This window comes from Deltaproteobacteria bacterium, assembly GCA_016208165.1.
Classification (GTDB): Bacteria; Desulfobacterota; Desulfarculia; order JACQYL01; family JACQYL01; genus JACQYL01.
On sequence record JACQYL010000013.1, the window covers coordinates 23,552 to 41,492 of the forward strand.

General features: G+C 55.8%; 14 protein-coding genes. 13 read left to right on the top strand and 1 reads right to left on the bottom strand.

What is annotated here, in order from left to right; genetic code table 11:
• Nucleotides 1-135 precede the first annotated feature (135 nt).
• Nucleotides 136-1,446 (bottom strand): adenylosuccinate synthase, encoded by a 1,311-nt coding sequence (locus tag HY788_02400; protein ID MBI4773026.1) that lies wholly within the window; start codon nucleotides 1,444-1,446, stop codon nucleotides 136-138.
• Between the two features lie 207 nt (nucleotides 1,447-1,653).
• Between HY788_02400 and lepA the strand changes: the two genes are divergently transcribed.
• The 13 genes from lepA (at nucleotide 1,654) to HY788_02465 (ending at nucleotide 17,941) form a co-directional block, all read left to right on the top strand.
• Nucleotides 1,654-3,450 carry an elongation factor 4 gene (gene lepA / locus HY788_02405; protein ID MBI4773027.1) on the top strand — a complete coding sequence of 599 codons (1,797 nt, stop codon included), beginning with the start codon at nucleotides 1,654-1,656 and terminating at the stop codon, nucleotides 3,448-3,450.
• Nucleotides 3,451-3,452: 2 nt separating this feature from the next.
• Complete coding sequence (hemW, locus tag HY788_02410; GenBank protein MBI4773028.1) at nucleotides 3,453-4,610, top strand: radical SAM family heme chaperone HemW; 1,158 nt, start codon at nucleotides 3,453-3,455, stop codon at nucleotides 4,608-4,610.
• A 143-nt stretch (nucleotides 4,611-4,753) separates the two neighbouring features.
• Entirely contained in the window at nucleotides 4,754-5,845 is a 1,092-nt protein-coding gene (locus tag HY788_02415; GenBank protein ID MBI4773029.1) for an AI-2E family transporter, read from the top strand.
• A gap of 50 nt (nucleotides 5,846-5,895) precedes the next feature.
• Nucleotides 5,896-6,909: a D-2-hydroxyacid dehydrogenase gene (locus tag HY788_02420; GenBank protein ID MBI4773030.1), complete on the top strand. Its 1,014-nt coding sequence runs from the start codon at nucleotides 5,896-5,898 to the stop codon at nucleotides 6,907-6,909.
• A gap of 13 nt (nucleotides 6,910-6,922) precedes the next feature.
• On the top strand, nucleotides 6,923-8,110 hold the full coding sequence (locus tag HY788_02425) for an MFS transporter (protein ID MBI4773031.1): 1,188 nt from the start codon (nucleotides 6,923-6,925) through the stop codon (nucleotides 8,108-8,110).
• Nucleotides 8,111-8,238: 128 nt separating this feature from the next.
• Complete coding sequence (locus HY788_02430) at nucleotides 8,239-8,883, top strand: molybdenum cofactor guanylyltransferase (protein ID MBI4773032.1); 645 nt, start codon at nucleotides 8,239-8,241, stop codon at nucleotides 8,881-8,883.
• Nucleotides 8,880-10,088, top strand: coding sequence for an MFS transporter (locus tag HY788_02435; protein MBI4773033.1), 1,209 nt, complete (start codon nucleotides 8,880-8,882; stop codon nucleotides 10,086-10,088). Before HY788_02430 ends, HY788_02435 begins: the two co-directional genes overlap by 4 nt.
• Before the next feature lie 115 nt (nucleotides 10,089-10,203).
• Nucleotides 10,204-11,529, top strand: coding sequence for a hypothetical protein (locus HY788_02440; GenBank protein ID MBI4773034.1), 1,326 nt, complete (start codon nucleotides 10,204-10,206; stop codon nucleotides 11,527-11,529).
• Between the two features lie 471 nt (nucleotides 11,530-12,000).
• Nucleotides 12,001-13,296 (top strand): phenylacetate--CoA ligase, encoded by a 1,296-nt coding sequence (locus HY788_02445; protein MBI4773035.1) that lies wholly within the window; start codon nucleotides 12,001-12,003, stop codon nucleotides 13,294-13,296.
• Nucleotides 13,297-13,429: 133 nt separating this feature from the next.
• Nucleotides 13,430-15,286, top strand: a complete 1,857-nt coding sequence (iorA, locus tag HY788_02450) for an indolepyruvate ferredoxin oxidoreductase subunit alpha (protein MBI4773036.1) — start codon at nucleotides 13,430-13,432, stop codon at nucleotides 15,284-15,286.
• A gap of 9 nt (nucleotides 15,287-15,295) precedes the next feature.
• Nucleotides 15,296-15,916 carry an indolepyruvate oxidoreductase subunit beta gene (locus tag HY788_02455; protein MBI4773037.1) on the top strand — a complete coding sequence of 207 codons (621 nt, stop codon included), beginning with the start codon at nucleotides 15,296-15,298 and terminating at the stop codon, nucleotides 15,914-15,916.
• Nucleotides 15,894-16,094, top strand: a complete 201-nt coding sequence (locus HY788_02460) for a hypothetical protein (protein MBI4773038.1) — start codon at nucleotides 15,894-15,896, stop codon at nucleotides 16,092-16,094. The genes HY788_02455 and HY788_02460 overlap by 23 nt, the downstream gene beginning before the upstream one ends.
• 347 nt (nucleotides 16,095-16,441) lie before the next feature.
• Nucleotides 16,442-17,941: a response regulator gene (locus HY788_02465; protein ID MBI4773039.1), complete on the top strand. Its 1,500-nt coding sequence runs from the start codon at nucleotides 16,442-16,444 to the stop codon at nucleotides 17,939-17,941.

Consider the following 17,941-nt stretch of genomic DNA (forward strand, 5'->3'; position numbering starts at 1 on the left):
AATCCGGTCGGGCGGCCCGCCTGCGTCAACAGTGTCACCGGATAGGTATCAACGGCAAACGATAAGTCAGATATACGGCCTTCTGAAAAATGCTCGGGGCATCTGCTACTTGAGATGCCCCCAACTCTCGGAGATTTATGTCCTATGGCCGCAATCAAAGGGATTCCGTTCGGTGATGGTTTGCTCTCTGGAGGGACCGACGGAGATCAGGTCTATGGGAACGCCGGACAGCTCTTCGATCCGGCGCAGGTAATTCCGGGCATTAAGGGGTAGTTCCGCAAAAGAGCGGGTTTCGCCAATGGGCTCGCTCCAGCCGGGAAGATCCTCATAGATGGGCCTGCACTTCTCGAGCTGTTCGAGACTGGGCGGCATGGCTTTCTGGAAACCTTCATCGTTTTCATAACCCGTGCAGATGCGGATGGTGTCCAGACCGCTCAACACGTCCAGCTTGGTGATGGCCAAGCCGCTTAGGCTGTTCAGGCGCACCGCCTCGCGGAGCACTACCATGTCCTGCCAGCCGCAGCGTCGCTTTCGGCCTGTTGTGGACCCGAATTCGGCCCCTTTTTCCTGGAGGTACGCTCCGGTGTCGTCTTGCAGTTCGGTCGGGAACACGCCGGCGCCCACGCGCGTGGCGTAGGCCTTGACGACCCCCAGGACACAGTCCAGGATCCTGGGGCCTACACCGGCGCCCGAGCAGACCGAACCGGCCACCGGGTTGGAAGAGGTGACAAATGGATAGGTTCCGTGATCGATATCGAGTTGCGTTCCCTGGGCCCCTTCGAAAAGCACGCTACAGCCGGAATCCACGGCTTTCTGAATCTCGACGGAAACATTGGACGCGTACGACGCCAACTCACGACTCAGTTCGATCAGGGTTTCCCGTTCGCCTTCGGCTTCCAGAGGCAAATCCGATCCCAGAACGTAGCGTAAGTACTTTTCCTTTTCGGAAAGGTTGGCCAGATACCGTTCCATAAATCCTTGTGGATCGATGAAATCGATAAAGCGGATGCCGCGGCGCCCCACTTTGTCCTCATAGCACGGACCGATGCCGCGGCCGGTGGTTCCGATCTTCACCGGACCCCGGGCTTCCTCCCGGGCCAGGTCCAGGGCCTTGTGGTAGGGCATGATCATATGCGCCCGTGCGCTTACCCTGAGGCGTGACGGAGTCACCTCGATGCCCCGCTTGCGCAGTCCCGAAATCTCGTTCCTGAGCACATAGGGATCCACGACTACGCCGTTACCGATGAGGCACAGCTTTTCCGGGTACAAAATGCCGGATGGAACCAGATGAAGAATATACTTCTCGTTTTGAACCAGAAGGGTATGACCTGCATTGTTGCCTCCCTGAAAGCGAACGATCAGATCGGCATGTCCGGTCAGCAGATCTACGATTTTGCCTTTACCTTCGTCACCCCATTGGGTGCCGATGACCGCCACGTTGGGCATGACTTGATTCCCGCTTGATTATCGACTATGTCTTAGGCCTCTATTGCTAAACACTCGTCTGATATTTCATCAGACCTCGGTTGTCAACGGTTTTCGGGACGTCGCGCCTTTTTTCGGGATCGAGAGGAATAAAACCGTATTCCGATCCGGGACGTCCACGGCTCGGAGAATCCGAGCAACATCTGGAAGGAAATCCTGGTATACATAATGAAGTACATCCGAAACTTCAGTATTATTGCACACATAGATCATGGAAAATCCACCCTGGCCGATCGCATGATTCAGCTCACCGGAATTGTGGACGATCGCTCGTTTCGAGACCAGATCCTGGACAGTATGGACATCGAACGTGAACGCGGCATTACCATTAAGAGCCAGGCGGTAACGCTGCCGTATCAATCCAAAGATGGAAAGCAATATGAATTGAACCTGATCGACACCCCCGGGCACGTGGACTTCAGTTATGAAGTGTCCCGTGCTTTAGCGTCATGTGAAGGCGTCTTGCTGTTGGTCGACGCTTCCCAGGGAGTGGAAGCGCAAACACTGGGGAATTTGTATCTTGCGCTGGAGTTGGATCTGGTCGTCATCCCGGTCATCAACAAGATCGACCTTCCTTCAGCTCAACCGGATCGGGTCATGGAAGAGATCGAAATGGAGCTCGGTTTGGATTCCGCCGGGGTAATCCTCTGTTCGGCCAAGGAAGGCATCGGTATCGAGGCTGTTCTGGAAGCGATTGTGTCTCGAATTCCCGCTCCAAAAGGAGACCCTGACAACCCGCTGTCGGCCCTGATTTTCGATGCCCAGTACGACTCGTTTCGTGGCTCCATCATTCACGCCCGGATCATGGAAGGTGAGGTGAAGGCGGGTGATACGATCCGCCTCTTCAGCACAAAAAAGAACTATCGCGTGGAAGAAGTCGGGTTTTTTCGACTCGACCGGGAACCTACAAAGAATCTGACCGCAGGCGAAGTCGGTTACATCATTGCCGGCATTAAGAGCGTAGGAGATACGCGGACGGGCGATACCGTCACTCTGGCCGAACGCCCATGCGACAAGCCTCTGGCGGGATTTCGGGAGGCCAAGCCCATGGTCTTCTCCTCCCTTTACCCGGTGGCTTCGGACGAATACCAAGACCTGAGCGACGCTCTCGAAAGATATCAGTTGAACGACGCCGCCTTCACGTATCAGAAAGACTCGTCGGTGGCGTTGGGACTGGGCTTCCGGTGCGGTTTTCTGGGACTGCTTCATCTGGAGGTGGTTCAGGAAAGACTGGAAAGAGAATTCAATCAGTCATTGATTATGACATTTCCAAGCGTGCGATACCAGTTCCGAATCAAGAGCAAGGAACTGATCACCATAGACAATCCTGCGCTGTACCCGGATCCGGCGGACATCGACGAGTCGTTCGAGCCCTTTATCAAAGCCACGATCTTGATGCCGGAACGATACATGGGCGTGGTAATGACCTTGTGCCGGGAACGTCGAGGCGTCAATCTGCGCCACCACTATCCGGTGACCGGCCGGATCGAATTGACGGCCGATCTGCCTCTCGCCGAAGTGATTTATGATTTTTACGACAAACTCAAGACCGTTACCCAGGGCTACGGGTCTTTTGACTATGAGCTTCTGGACTACCGATCGAGCGACCTCGTTAAAGTGGACATCCTGGTGAATGGAGAGCGCGTGGACGCCCTTACCCATATCGTCCACCGGGATCGGGCCCGGATCCGGGCCAAGCAGGCCTGCGACAAACTGAAAGAGGAAATTCCACGACATATGTTTAAGGTTGCCATCCAGGGGGCCATAGGCGGTCAAGTCATCGCACGATCCACGATCAGCCCTTTCCGCAAAGACGTTACGGCCAAGTGCTACGGGGGCGACGTAACGAGGAAACGCAAGCTGCTCGAAAAACAGAAGGCCGGGAAAAAGCGGATGAAAATGATCGGGCAGGTGGTGGTCCCCCAGAGCGCGTTTGTCTCAGTCCTCAAGACCGATCGGGACTGAAATTGGGCGAAGCAAACGGCATAGAGCCTTGTTCCCAACTCCCCGGATTGTACGTCCATGTGCCCTTTTGCAGGAAGAAGTGCATTTACTGTGACTTCGCATCCACCACTCAACTGGGGCGCATGACCGAATATGTCGAGGCCGTGCTTCAGGAGGCGGATTCACACTCCAATCTCCGGCCTCAGTGGGACAGTCTGTATCTCGGCGGCGGCACGGCCAGTCTATTGCCCATTCCCCTGCTCGAACGACTGCTATCCGGTCTCCTTAGACGCTTTTCGTTTCTTTCCGACTCGGAAATCACGATGGAAGCGAATCCGTGCGATGTATCCGTCGATTTGCTGCGGGCCTCCGGAGAACTGGGAGTGAACCGGATCATCGTGGGAGTGCAGTCCTTTCAAAATCCGCTCCTCGAATTCCTCGGACGCCGGCATGACGGGATCACCGGTTTCAATGCACTGAAACTGGCGCGTGAGGCGGGTGTGAAGCAACTCGGTCTGGATCTGATCTTTGGCGTTCCGGGCCAGGACCTGAACCAATGGCGAGAAGATCTGGACAGGGCCCTTGAATTTCAACCGGAGCACATATCCTGTTACCAGTTGACCTATGAACCTGGAACCAGACTGCATGTACTGAAGGAAAAAGAGCGACTCACGCCCATCGGCGAAAGCGAGGCGTTTTCATTTTTCTGGGAGACCGGGGAACGATTGGCTAGGGCTGGGTACGAGCAGTATGAAGTGTCCAATTTCGCCCGTGAAGCCCAATTTCGCTCGAGACATAACGAGAAATACTGGTCCCATGTCCCCTATCTGGGGTTGGGTCCTTCGGCTCATTCTTTCGACGGGCGCAGCCGCCGTTGGAATTATCGGAATCTGAACCGATATCTGGATCGGTTATCGAGCGGAGAAAGCCCTGTCGAAGGTTCTGAAATCCTGGATCGGGAGGCGCTCCGGTTGGAGCGGCTCTTTTTCGGTTTTCGCACGCGTTTCGGACTTCGTCCGGAGACTCTGAAGCCAGGTCCGGAAACGCTTGTTGCCGGAAAGGACGAACAACTTCTGAACCGATTAACAAACGACGGGTTTCTGGTACGAACGGAAACAGGATATCGGTCATCGCGGCGGGGTTTGGCCGTGGCCGACGCGTTGACCGCCATGTTCGCATAGGGCGTTTCGCTGAGCCGACGATGTTCCAGGGGTGGGTTGTATCGAGCACGCGCCGTTTCCGCCGTAAACGAATTTCGCCGGAGGTGACGGCGTCCGGGAGGGGATGCGGTACCAAATAGACTCAAGACAGTAAAGGATCTCAAATGAACACGTTTCCATCCCAGGCCTCCTCCAATTTGAGTCGTTATTTTCTCTACGCGGCGTTGACCCTGGCGCTGTACCTGGCCTATTTATTACTCAGCCCGTTTCTGCACACGTTGATCATTGCGATCGTGCTTACCATACTCTTCCATCCCCTCCATCTGCGTATCCTGAGTACATTCAAGAATAGATTTCCTTCCCTGGCTTCCCTGTGTACGTGCATCGTTATCGTGTTGGGAGTGCTTGTGCCGCTGGTGCTGCTGGTTGTTGCAATGGCTCAACAGGGCGTTTTGCTTTTCAACGGCATCGTCGCCTGGGTGAAAGAAGGAGGATTGGGGGATTATTCGCACTTGGCCGTGCTCGGCAAGTTGCAGCTGCTTCTCGAGAAATACCTACCGTACGTGGACGTCGACAAGCTGGATATTCAGGGAAGCATCGTCCAGTTCTCGAAAACCATGGGAGAAGTGCTCCTGAGAAACCTGACGTCCATCATCGGCAATGTGACGTCGCTGTTGATCCAGTTTTTTCTGATGGTGTTCATCATGTTCTTCCTTTTCAAAGAGGGCCGGAGCATGCTGGACCGGGGTCTTCACAGCATCCCCATGTCCGCGGACAATAAAGACAAAGTGCTCCAGCGCATTGCCACCGTGAGCCGCTCGACGGTGCTCGGGAACTTCATTACCGCTCTGCTGCAGGGCCTCGTGGTTGGTGTGGCATCCGCAATTGCGGGCTACCAAGGCTTTTTCTGGGGAGCGGTCAGCGGTATAAGTTCTATGATTCCCATTGTGGGCACGGCCCTGGTTTGGACTCCCATATCCGTCTATCTGGCGATTCAAGGCAGATATGGCATGCTCGTCTTCTTTCTGATATGGAACATTCTTCTTGGGTCCGTGGTGGACAACATCGTGCGACCCAAACTTCTAGGGCGTAAAGGGGGTATCCCGACACTGCTCATTTTCCTGTCGGTAATGGGCGGACTTCAGGTTTTCGGAATTCTCGGGATCCTTTATGGTCCGATCATATTCAGCATTTGCGGAGTGTTGCTGTATATTTACGAACTCGAAAACGTCGACGTGCTCGGAGAAGCGAAATAACTTCGCTTCAGGTGATAGCGTCCGCCCGTGTCGCCCGGAGGCCGAATCTCATGCTCCCTTCCATACTGATGAACCTGGCGCATCCGATCCGTTTTTTCGCGCTGAACGATGATTTACAGGAAACCGTGCGCCTTGCGCTGCCCGATGAACAGATCGTTTTCAAGAGTCATGCGCAGGAGGGCTTTTCCGAGGCTCTTGCAGCGGCGGAAATATACTGCGGCTGGATTTTCCCTTCCAAATGGATTCCCAACGCTTCCAGAATGAAATGGCTTCATACCCCCGCGGCGGGCTCGGATTACATCGATTCTCCCGCCCTGGCCGCTTCGGGGATACGAGTGACGCTATCTTCCGGATATCACGGCATTCCCATGGCCGTGCAGGCGGTGGCGCTGGTCCTGGCGTTTTCGAGAGGTCTTTTCTACAGCCGGAGCAGGCAAAAGGAGAACGGCTGGTGGAGAGACGAGATGGTGAACCAAACCGTGGACCTGGAAGGCCGCACAGCGGTCATTGTGGGATGCGGCTCTATCGGCTTGCATGTGGTGCGTAGATTTCGCGAGTTGGGTCTTCGGTGCATCGGGGTTCGAAGGCGCATCCCTTCCGAAGCAGTCGACGGTCTCACCTGGTGTCCGGTCGGTGACCTCGGAACGGTGCTTCCCGGTGCGGCGGTGGTAGTGAACCTACTTCCTTATAGCCCGGCCACGGAGGCTTTTTTCGACGACCGTCTCTTTCCCGTCATGGGACCCGGCTGCCTGTTCATCAACCTTGGCCGGGGCAAGACGGTAGACGAAGCCGCTTTGATCCGCGGCTTGGATCAGGGAACCGTGGCCTGGGCCGGTCTCGATGTGCTTCGCGAGGAACCCACGCCGGACGACAATCCGTTGAGATTTCATCCCCGAGTGGTGATTACGCCCCATTCTAGTACATTCAGCAATCGCTTTATGCGTGACGCCATGCAGCAGTTCGTGGAACGAGTGCGGATCTTCCGCTCCGGAGGTGAACTGCCCGATGTACTCCATCCCCGAAGCGCCGGACATATGCCGAAACTCGACGAGCGGCCCTCATGATCCGTGATCGCGCATGCATCGACATGTTGGACCTGCTCCCATGAGATTTGGTTCGAAAGGCGCGGCGGAATATGGGGAAATGTATCGCTTTCTGCTGGTGCTTACGATCCTTTCAGCTACAGGCTTGCAGGGGTGGCAGACCCTGATCAACAACTTCGCCGTGGACGTGGTTCACCTGGACGGTCAGCAGATGGGCATGATCCAGTCGTTGAGGGAGGTACCGGGTTTCCTCTCCCTGCTGGTAGTTTATCTGCTGCTGCTGGTCAAGGAACACAGGCTTGCGGCGCTCTCGGTTCTCATTCTGGGCTTGGGAGTTGCGTCGACGGGATTGCTTCCAAGCTATTTCGGCCTCGTGGTCACTACGCTCATCATGTCCTTTGGATTTCATTACTACGAGACCGTGAATCAGTCTTTGACGCTCCAGTATTTCAGCGTAGCGAAATCTCCTATAATATTCGGGAAGTTACGTGGCATCGCATCCGCGGCCAACATCGGTGTCGGCCTGGTGATCCTGGTGTTGGCCAACTGGCTGGATTACGGCGAAATGTATATGGTTTTGGGTGGCGTTATCTTGCTGGGCGGGATGTTTTGCCTCTGTCAGGATCCTGCGGACCGGTCGCTCCCTCCCCAGCGCAAAAAAATGGTTTTCCGACGCGACTACTGGCTTTTCTATTCGCTGACGTTCTTGGGGGGAGCCCGTAGACAGGTTTTTATCGCCTTTGGGGTCTTCCTGCTGGTCAAGAAATTCAACTTTACGGTGCAGGAAGTGACCGTTCTATTCATTATCAACAATGTAATCAATTACTTTGCGAGCCCGCTGATCGGGAAGGCCATCAATCGTTTCGGCGAACGAAAAGTGCTGTCCCTCGAGTACGCCGGCCTGATCGGCATTTTTCTGACTTATGCATATACCGAAAGCAGGGTTGTGGCGGCCGTTATGTACGTCCTCGATTTCGTCCTGTTCAATTTTGCCATCGCCATCCGGTCGTACTTTCAGAAGATCGGAGATCCAAGGGACGTGGCCCCAACCATGGCTGTCGGTTTCACGATCAATCACGTGGCTGCGGTGGTCATCCCCGCCGTGGGCGGGGCTCTTTGGATGGTGGATTACAGGATTCCGTTCATTGGCGGCGCAGTGCTGAGTCTGGTGTCTCTGGTGTTGACGCAATGCATTCGCACAACGGAGCCGGCGGATAGCTGAAGAAAGGCGTGTCTTTGTGGCCGGCCTACCCGGATCCTTTCCGGAAGAATGGGAAGCGGCACGGAATGAGCTTTTGCGGAAGGTGGTATTCGTGCTCTTGACTCTAAACGATGATACCGGTGGTGGTAATGCCGAACGAGGAACGCATTCCGAATGAGAAGCACCACGATGTCGCCGGCGTGATCCTCGCCGGCGGGCGGAGCAGCCGGTTCGGCGAGAACAAGGCTCTGGCCGTGGTCAAGGGTGAAACACTGATCGAACGGGTCGTTCGGACGTTGGATACGTTGTTTGACAGCTGTCTCATCGTGACCAATGAACCACACGTCTTTTCGTTCCTGGGTCTGCCCGCGGTCGAGGATATGGTAAAAGGCCTCGGGCCCCTTGGAGGAATTCACACGGCCTTGAAGACCATTCAAGAGCCGTACGCCTTTGTGGTGGCTTGCGACATGCCGGAATTGAATCCCCGATTGGTTCGCCTCCTGGTGGGTTTACGTCACGAATATGACGTGGTGGTGCCTCGAATCGATGGCTGGCTCGAAGCGCTCCATGCCGTATATTCGAAGCGGTGCCTGAAGGCCGTCGAATCCGTGATTACGAGCGGATTTCGCCAGGTCATTCGCTTTTTTCCCGAGGTCCGGGTTCGCTATGTGGATCGCAAGGAGGTGGAGGAAGCGGATCCGGCGCTGGAATCCTTCTTCAATATCAATACGCGTGATGATCTGAGACGATTCCTGAGCGGAGGCCGGGCGCACTTGAAAGGACCCAAGTCGTGACCTCGCGCTTTAAACTCGTGCTCGTGGGAGTATTGTATTTTGCGGAGGGATTTCCTTTCGGCACGGTCATGGATATCCTGCCCGTGTATTTCCGGTTCTCGGGCGTATCGCTCAAAGACATCGGATTGTTGAGTCTGGCCACATTGCCCTGGTCCTTGAAGTTTTTGTGGGCCCCGCTCGTGGACTATTGGGGACGCGTTCGTAACTGGATCTGGGTGGCTGAACTCGGGATCGCCGGTCTGATGGTAAGCCTCGCGTTAGTGAAATCGTCGGAACCGTCCTTCCTGTTGTGGGCATGCATCATGATGCTGGCCGCGTTTTCGGCCACTCAGGACATCGCAGTGGACGCCTACACGATTCGGCTGCTTTCCATAAGAGAGATGGGCGCCGCCAACGGAGTCCGGGTGTCGTCCTATCGCGCGGCCCTCATTTTGTCCGGTGGAGCCATGGTTGCGTTGGGGGGATGGATCGGATGGAATTGGGTGTTTGCCGGTTCCGCGGCGATCATGGTTTTGTGCGCCGTATGCGTGCTCAGAATGCCTTACGTGGGAGACGTCCCCGCGTCAACCATCACAGAGGCGGTCAAGAAGCCGTTCAAGGATTTCCTTACGCGGCCCAAGGCATTGGCCGTGCTCGCCTTCGTGCTCTGCTTCAAACTGGGCGATATGGCCATGGGACCCATGGTCCGGCCTTTCTGGGTGGACAGGGGGCTGTCAAGTACGGAGATCGGCTTGATCACTGGAACGTTCGGCATTGTGGCCGCGGTTCTGGGGGCGCTGGCAGGAGGCGTGTACACGACCCGGAAGGGAATTTTCCGGGGTCTTTGGGTCCTTGGGCTCTGGCAGGCTGTGAGCAATTTGGGGTATGCGGTTGTGGCCCAAATGCCGTTTACAGGGCATTGGGGCGTGTACGCCGCTTCTCTCATAGAATCATTTTGCGGGGGTCTCGGTACCGCCTCGTTCCTGGCGTTCCTGATGAGCATTTGCCGTAAGGAGATGGCCGCCACTCAATACGCGCTATTAAGCGCGTTATTCGGCCTGGCAAGATCTCTTTCGGGCGCATTGAGCGGCTGGGCCACCACGGAAATGGGATACGGCCTCTATTTCGCCTTTACTTTTTTGCTGGCGTTTCCGGCGTACGCTTTTCTGCCCGCGGTGAAGATGTGGATTCCCGAGAACCATTCGACGTCCGAGGAAACCGGCTAACGTTCGGATCGCCGGAGCGACGGTACGGAAATCAAGCCGGAAGACAGGTGGTTTGGAAGCGGTTTCCGGACCTCCCGCGACCGTCTGAGAGGCTACCGCCAACCGAGATTGAGGTATGGAGGCACGGCATGCCCTGCCGCTACGAATCGGGGTAGGCGTCTTCCGCCGGTCGGCGCCGGTTACAAGAGTTCTGAAAGGGAGTACGGGGCTGCGGAAGGTTTCCCCCGTGAACAACGAGATGACCGAATTATCCATCGAGCGGAGGGCGAAACGCCATGTTTGGAGTCGAGACCACGACTTCCTGGCCGTATGCGCGCCGGGTCTCGAGGCCGCCTGCCGCGCGGAGCTGTCCGCTCTGGATTCCAAAGTTCTGACCGTCATACGCGGTGGAGTGGCGTTTGCCGGCCGGCTCGAAGCAGGCTATTCGGCGAATCTATGGCTTAGATCGGCCGGTCGCGTACTTATGCGGGTGGACCGCTTTCGAGCCGGAGCGTACGAGGAGATTTTTTCGAAAAGCCGAAAGATGTACTGGGAAACACTCCTGGCGCCGGGCGCCCTGCTGTCGTTCAGAACCGTGGTTCGATATTCCCGCGCCGGCCACACGGAAAGAGTGGAGAAGGCGATCCTGGACGGGATTCAAGCCCGCTTCAACGAGCTAGGACTGAAAAGACCGATGCTCGTGGAACCTGAAGGCCCTTCCGAACGGCTTCCCGAAGTGCAGGAAGTATACGTGAGGATGGAGGGGAACCAGTGCCTGTTGAGTCTGGACATGTCCGGACCGCCTTTGCATTTCAGGGGGTATCGTAAGGATGTCCATCATGCGCCGATTCGTGAAACCATGGCGGCCGGCTTACTGTTGCTGATGGGTTGGCGCCGTGAAGAGCCTCTGTTGGACCCCATGTGCGGTTCGGGAGCGTTCCCCATCGAGGCGGCCCTCATGGGACACAACCGGGCCCCCGGACTCCGTCGGGATTTTGCGTTTACGCGTTGGCCCTGTTTTCGCCCGAAATCGTGGGAATACCTGCTGAGAGAGGCGGCAAAATCCGAACGGAACGCGCCTCCGCTTCGGTTACTCGGTCGGGATCGCGATCCTGACGCCATTCGAGCGGCGGAGGAAAACTTCCGGCGCACCGGAATTGAACACCGGGTTGCGTTCGAGACGGCCGATTTTTTTCAAACCAAGGCTCCATTTGATTCCGGCGTGTTGGCGATAAATCCGCCTTATGGTAAGCGTGTGTCCACGGGGTCGGATCCGGCGAAACTGTACAGGGAAATCGGGAGAAAGATCCGGGCCGATTATGGCGGATGGCGTGTGCTGATACTCGTCCCCGGATGGAGGGCCGCGCAGGCCCTCCATCTGAACCCGCGCAGCACGGTTCTCCTGGATCACGGGGGATTTCCGGTGCTGGCTGTAATGACGGACGCCGTGAAAACGATATGAAAACGGCTCCGGCACTCGATGCTGCGCCAAAATTCGTCATCCCGGCCAAGCCCCGTACAACGGGGAGCTGGGCGGAATCCGGAATCGACTGGACCAATTGAATTTTTCTGGATTCCGGATCTCACTGCGTTCGTCCGGAATGACGTTTCCGAGATTGCGACACAACCTCATTCGCCTGCTCCGAAGTGACTCTTCGACATACGGGAGCGACCATTGCATGTTTAGAAAAGATGTTGGCCGGCGCGTAAATTGACAGTATAAACGTTGACAAGCGGTTAGGCTTACGGTAGGTTCAAAAATAGCTAATTTATGGCTATTATATGGCTATATTGTTCGCCGGCACAGGATAACCACGGGTCTTGACCTGCGCGCGGCCCGCATTTTTAGAGAACGCGCAGGTGCGCCGCAAAGCCACGCGGACTGCTTGGGGTCACCCGGAGAGACAACACCCGCATTCCAAGGAGGTTAGACATGTCCAAGTTCTGGGATGAAAAGTTCGAAACCATGCCTTACGAGGAAATGGCCAAGTTTCAACTGGCGAAGCTCAAAGAGACGCTGGCCTGGGTTTACGAAAAGGTGCCGTTCTACAGAAAAACCTTTGATCATGCGGGATTGAAGCCCACGTCGGTGGGAAAGCTCGAGGATCTTGCCCGATTTCCTTTTTCGATCAAGAATGACTTGAGAGATAATTATCCGTTTGGGCTATGCGCCCTACCCATGAAGGATCTCGTCCGTATCCACGCTTCTTCGGGAACGACCGGAAAACCCATTACAGGGCCGTACAGTCGGGAAGACCGTAATCAGTGGGCCAACTGCATGGCGCGCACACTGTATTCGCATGGCGTCCGAGAAGATGACCTGTGCCAGAATGCTTACGGCTATGGGCTTTTCACCGGGGGGCTCGGGTTTCATTTGGGCGCGGAATTAATCGGGTGCGCGATTGTTCCGACTTCGAGCGGTCTGACGGAACGACAGATTGTGATTATGCAGGATTTCGGGAGCAACGTGCTGTTCTCTACGCCGACATACGCGCTGACTATTGCGGAGAAAGCGGAAAAGATGGGCGTCGACATGAAATCGTTGCCGCTCCGAGTGGGTTGTTTCGGCGCGGAACCCTGGACACCGAAAATGCGCGACGAAATCGAAAAACGCATGGGAATCATTGCGCATGAAGCGTACGGGTTGACCGAAATGATGGGCCCCGGCGTCGCCTTTTCATGCGAAGCCCGCAACCTGCATATCAACGAAGATCATTGTTATCCGGAGGTCATCGACCCCGAAACGCTCCAGCCGCTGCCGATGGGCGAAACCGGCGAGCTGGTTTTCACGGCTCTCCAGAGACGCGCCATGCCCCTGATACGGTACCGGACGAAAGACATTACCAGGCTGGTTCGTACGAAATGCGACTGCGGTCGGACCCTGATCACCATGGACAAAATAACCGGCCGGGATGACGACATGCTCATCATCAGCGGGGTCAATGTATTCCCTTCCCAGGTGGAGAGCGTGATCATGGAGTTCAAGGACATGGAGCCCCACTATCAGATTCGGGTGCGGAAAAAGGGCTACCTGGACGTCATGCTGGTTGAAGCCGAAGCCAAACGGGTCGTTTATGAAGCGGGCAAGGAATCCGTGCAAAAATTAGCGGACTTGATATCGGATCGAATACTTCAAGTCATTGGCATCACGGTGCCCATATCCATTGTTCCGATGAACAGCATCCCCCGGAGCGAGGGGAAAGCCAAACGCGTGATCGACGAGAGGTAGATCCTGTCAAGCGATGATGCCCCGGGAGGGCGACCCATCGGATTTGATTTATGAAAGGGGCTCGAGGCGCCCTCATGGAGGGGCTTGCGGCCGAGTGTGGACCATGGAATGGTCAGCCAAAGAGAGGTAGTGTATGCACAAGCTTTTGACCGATTCTCCAGGGGAGAAGATGCTCATGTTGGGCAACGAGGCTATTGCCCGGGGAGCTATAGAAGCCGGCGTGGCCTTCGGAGCAACGTATCCGGGCACGCCTTCTTCCGAGATCAGCGAATATCTGTTTCGGATTTCCCACGAAACGGATCTGTACTTCGAGTATTCCACCAACGAAAAAGTAGCCTTGGAAATCGCCGCGGGCGCGGCGGTCTGCGGCCTTCGCTCCATGGCCGTCATGAAACATGTGGGCATGAACGTAGCGGCCGATGCGCTGATGACTCTCGCCTATGTAGGAGTTCGAGGGGGTCTCGTGATCGTCTGCGCGGATGATCCCTTCATGTTTTCCAGCCAGAACGAACAGGACAACCGCTACTACGGAAAGCTCTCCGGACTGCCCATCCTCGAGCCTTCCACGGGCGATGAAGCCAAGGAGATGGTGAAGTACGCTTTCGATCTGTCGGAAGAACTGAAGGAGCCGGTCATACTGCGCACCACGACGCGGATCAATCATTCGTCGTTTGTCGTGGAACTGGGCAATATTCGCCGACGGGAAACCCGGGGCGACTTTGAAAAGAACCCGTTTCGCTATGTTACCGTGCCCGCGGTTTCCAGAAACCTCCATAAGCTGCTTTTGCAGAACTACGACAAGGCATTGGCGACCGCCAACAGGTCACCATGGAACCGGATTTCGGGGGACGGCAAGTGGGGCATTGCGTGCAACGGTGTCAGTTATAACTATGTACAAGACGCGGTGAAGGAACTGGGTATTTCAGAAAGAACGAAAGTATTGCGCGTCGGGTTTTCCCATCCTTTTCCCAACGGCCTGGTCCAGGAGTTTCTCAAAGGGTGCGAGCGTGTTCTCGTGGTGGAAGAAGGCGAGCCGTACATGGAGGAAAGTGTCAAAGCCGCGGCTCAAGAAGCCGGCTGCACGATTTCGATCCGGGGCAAAGGCGACGAACTGTTTTCCCGCCTGTTTGAGTTCGATCCGGCTCTCGTGCGTCGGAATGTGGCTCGTTTCTTCGGTCTGAGCGAACCCATGTCCGAATCCATCAGCGCCGCCGGTTTGCCCGAAATTCCCCAGCGGCCGCCGAACCTTTGCGCGGGATGCCCCCACCGGGCCACTTTCTACTCCGTCCGAAAAGTCCTGGGAGACGACGCCATCTATCCCACGGACATCGGATGCTACACATTGGGCCTCCTTCCCCCGCTCTCCATGGCCGATTTCCTCATCTGCATGGGATCCAGCGTAGGCACGGCGGCGGGCTTTGCCCGAGCCACGGGGAGAAAGGTGGTGGCTTTCATCGGAGACTCGACGTTTTTTCATTCGGGATTACCCGGTCTGGTGAGCGCGGTGCACCACAACCACAATTTTACCCTGGTCATACTGGATAACGGCACAACCGCCATGACCGGTCACCAACCCCACCCCGGAGTGGATTTGAGGCCGCTCGGTTTCGAAGGGTACTCCACCGTGGATATTGAAACCGTGGTCCGAGGCCTTGGCGTAAAACACGTAACCGTAGTCGAACCGTTGAAACTCAAGAAGACTCAGGAAGCCGTCAAGGAAGCCGTCGAGTTTAAAGGGGTGTCCGTCATCATTTCTCGAGAAATCTGCCCTCTCTACGCCAAAGTGCTGCCGGACGCGAAAAAAACGCGGTCTTTTCACGTGGCGGAGGCCAAGTGCGCGAATCACAGGGTCTGCATTAACGACCTGGGGTGCCCGGCGTTCTATCTCGAAGACGACCGCGTCAAGATAAACGAGAACGTGTGCATCGGTTGTGCGGTATGCGCCCAGATATGTCCGGAAAATGCCATATTGCCGGTCAAGACGGCCTAGGAGGTTAGAATGGATCCAATCAGATTGATCATAGTGGCCGTGGGCGGCCAGGGTAATCTATTGGCTTCCCGCGTGCTGGGGGAAGCGGCTCTTGCCGCCAACGTTCCGGTGCGGATGAGCGAGATTCACGGTATGGCTCAGAGGGGGGGCGTTGTGGAATCGGCCGTTCTTTTCGGAGACGTCGAGAGTACGATCATTTCGGACGGCGAGGCGGACGCGCTTGTGGGTTTCGAGCCGTCGGAAACCCTCAGAGCTGCGAAAAAGTGCGGCAAGGATACCGTGGTCATTACAAACCTGGGACAGTTGCCTCCTTTCACGGTCGCCATCGGCAAAGGCGTGTACCCGGACATACCCTCCTCTCTGGATCTTCTCAGGCAGCGGGTGAAGAAAGTCATTGCCTTTGATGGCACGGGCCTGGCCATAAAGGCCGGGAACGCAGACGAAGGAAGGAGAAAACGCACCGATCCCTTTTTCGGCCTTCGTGAGGAACGCCGAGACCGAAATCGACGACCTGATCCTTCGGAACGGGAACTGGTTCTCCGAGCTTCCCTACGGGGGCGCTTTGACCAAGGAGGCGGCGCGACAACTCGAGATCGAGAAGCGCGCCGTGTGGAGAAGGGTAATCTATGACGCCGGGCGCTCCAACCTGCCGGCCTTGAAGTGGGAAGCGTCTCATGATGAAAAAGTGTGTTCCGAATGTGCAAAGCACGACGGCCGGGTTTTTTACGGACACGAGTACGACCTGCTGAACCAGCTAAAAATGCATGTCGGATGCCGCTGCAACCTGATGCCCGTTCGTAACGTCTAGTGGAAATGCGGATGTCCGCGACCCCTCCTTGACCAAACTCGTACGAAGTGAAGCGCCGGCGTCCTTGCCGAAAAAGACCCGGAAGGTTTCAGTAGGGCTTACATGTGCGAAAACCTTTTTTTACTCCCTAATTCGGAGGCTTACCTTGTCGAACAAGGCGCACAACCAACGCGTCTCTTTCATTTCCATGTTGTTTACAAAATAATTCATAAACTATTTGCGATGTGTGCCGATGCAGAAATATAGTCTTAGGATACTATCCTTAAGACTGCCTTCGAACCAAATTCAAACGCAGACATACTCGATAAGGCGCGAAGCGATTTGCGCGTGATAGAGGTAACACCGGAATGACTGGCAGGGTACTGATTGTTGACGACGAGGCGGGCATCCGTAAGGTGCTGAACCTACGGCTCGGCAGTCTGGGTTATGAAACTTCGGAAGCCGAGAACGGCGCCAAGGCCCTAAACATCTTGAGGGAAAAGCCCTTTGACGCGGTCCTGTGCGACATCAAGATGCCGGAAATGGATGGACTTGAAATGATTGGAAAACTCCGTCAATCGGATCCGATCACCCCTGTGATCATGCTGACCGGTTTTATTGACTTGGAAACCGCCGTTGAGGTCATGAAAAGAGGCGCATTCGATTACCTTACTAAACCGGTTCATAGCGACGCGCTTTTTTTGGCGGTGGAAAAGGCGATTGATTATAAACGCGTGCTCATACGCAACAGGCTCCTCGAGGAAGAGAAACAGCGGTATCACGAAGAACTCAAGCAGATGGTGGCGGAGCAGACTCGAATCATCCGGTCCATGTTCGACCTGGCCAACCGCTTGAACAGCCTGGATTCCATGAATCTGATTCTCGAGAGCATCTTGGAGTCGATCTCAGAGTTTATACCGTCGAATCGGGTCCTCGTGATGCTACTGGATAAAGATGGGACGCATTTTGAAATAGCAACAAGTCGGGGGATAGCCGTTGATGAAGTAAAAAACCTCCGGATTCCGGCGGGCAACGGAGCGTGCTCAGGGCTCTTTCATACTGGAGGGGTCCGGATTATTAACGAGGGAAGCTCCAAGGAGGCTTCGGAAATTCTAGAAAGTTTCGAGGGCCTGGTTAACGCCCCCTTTATGCAGGCCGCGCTTATGGGCGCACGATCCAGACTGGGTGTCATACACATTTGCGAAAAAAAAGACGGAGCGCCGTTTACGGAAAAAGAAGCGGAGATTTTATCCTACATTGCCGATTCCGCCACCGTAGCCGTCAACAATCAATTGTACGAGCGCCGTCTTGAAGAGAGTTACCTGGCAACCATACGGGCCCTGGCCATGGCGATCGAGGCCAAGGATCCGTATACGCGCGGCCATTCGGAGCGTGTGGCGGAGCTTTCCGTTCGAGTGGCGGAACATTTGGGACTACCCGAGGATGAACTGAGGATTTTACGTTTCGCAGGGGCGTTGCACGACGTGGGCAAAATCGGCGTACCCGGAAGCGTTTTGACCAAACCCGGACGGTTGACAGCCGAGGAGTTCGAGCAAATTCGTCAGCACCCCGTCATCGGCGAGAAGATGATCCGGGAAGCCGACTTTCTTACGGAGGCGAGGGGTATCATTCGTCAGCACCACGAGCGCATCGATGGGACGGGCTATCCGGACGGACTAAAGGGTGATGAAATCTGCCTGGGCGCCCGCATCATGGCGTTAGCCGACGCATATGACGCGATGACCACGGATCGAACCTACCGCAAGGCTATGGAGCGGGGGGAGGCCATAGCAGAGATAGAGCGAGTGTCCGGATCGCAATTCGATCCGGAGTGTTTGGAAGCGTTCCTGGCCGTGGTCGTAGACTGA

Coding starts and splice junctions, on each gene's coding strand:
- HY788_02455 (MBI4773037.1), top strand. CDS start 15,296: ATGGATCCAATCAGATTGATCATAGTGGCCGTGGGCGGCCAGGGTAAT.
- HY788_02420 (MBI4773030.1), top strand. CDS start 5,896: ATGCTCCCTTCCATACTGATGAACCTGGCGCATCCGATCCGTTTTTTC.
- HY788_02465 (MBI4773039.1), top strand. CDS start 16,442: ATGACTGGCAGGGTACTGATTGTTGACGACGAGGCGGGCATCCGTAAG.
- HY788_02415 (MBI4773029.1), top strand. CDS start 4,754: ATGAACACGTTTCCATCCCAGGCCTCCTCCAATTTGAGTCGTTATTTT.
- HY788_02400 (MBI4773026.1), bottom strand. CDS start 1,446: ATGCCCAACGTGGCGGTCATCGGCACCCAATGGGGTGACGAAGGTAAA.
- HY788_02440 (MBI4773034.1), top strand. CDS start 10,204: ATGGAGGCACGGCATGCCCTGCCGCTACGAATCGGGGTAGGCGTCTTC.
- lepA (MBI4773027.1), top strand. CDS start 1,654: ATGAAGTACATCCGAAACTTCAGTATTATTGCACACATAGATCATGGA.
- iorA (MBI4773036.1), top strand. CDS start 13,430: ATGCACAAGCTTTTGACCGATTCTCCAGGGGAGAAGATGCTCATGTTG.
- HY788_02430 (MBI4773032.1), top strand. CDS start 8,239: ATGCCGAACGAGGAACGCATTCCGAATGAGAAGCACCACGATGTCGCC.
- HY788_02445 (MBI4773035.1), top strand. CDS start 12,001: ATGTCCAAGTTCTGGGATGAAAAGTTCGAAACCATGCCTTACGAGGAA.
- HY788_02425 (MBI4773031.1), top strand. CDS start 6,923: ATGCATCGACATGTTGGACCTGCTCCCATGAGATTTGGTTCGAAAGGC.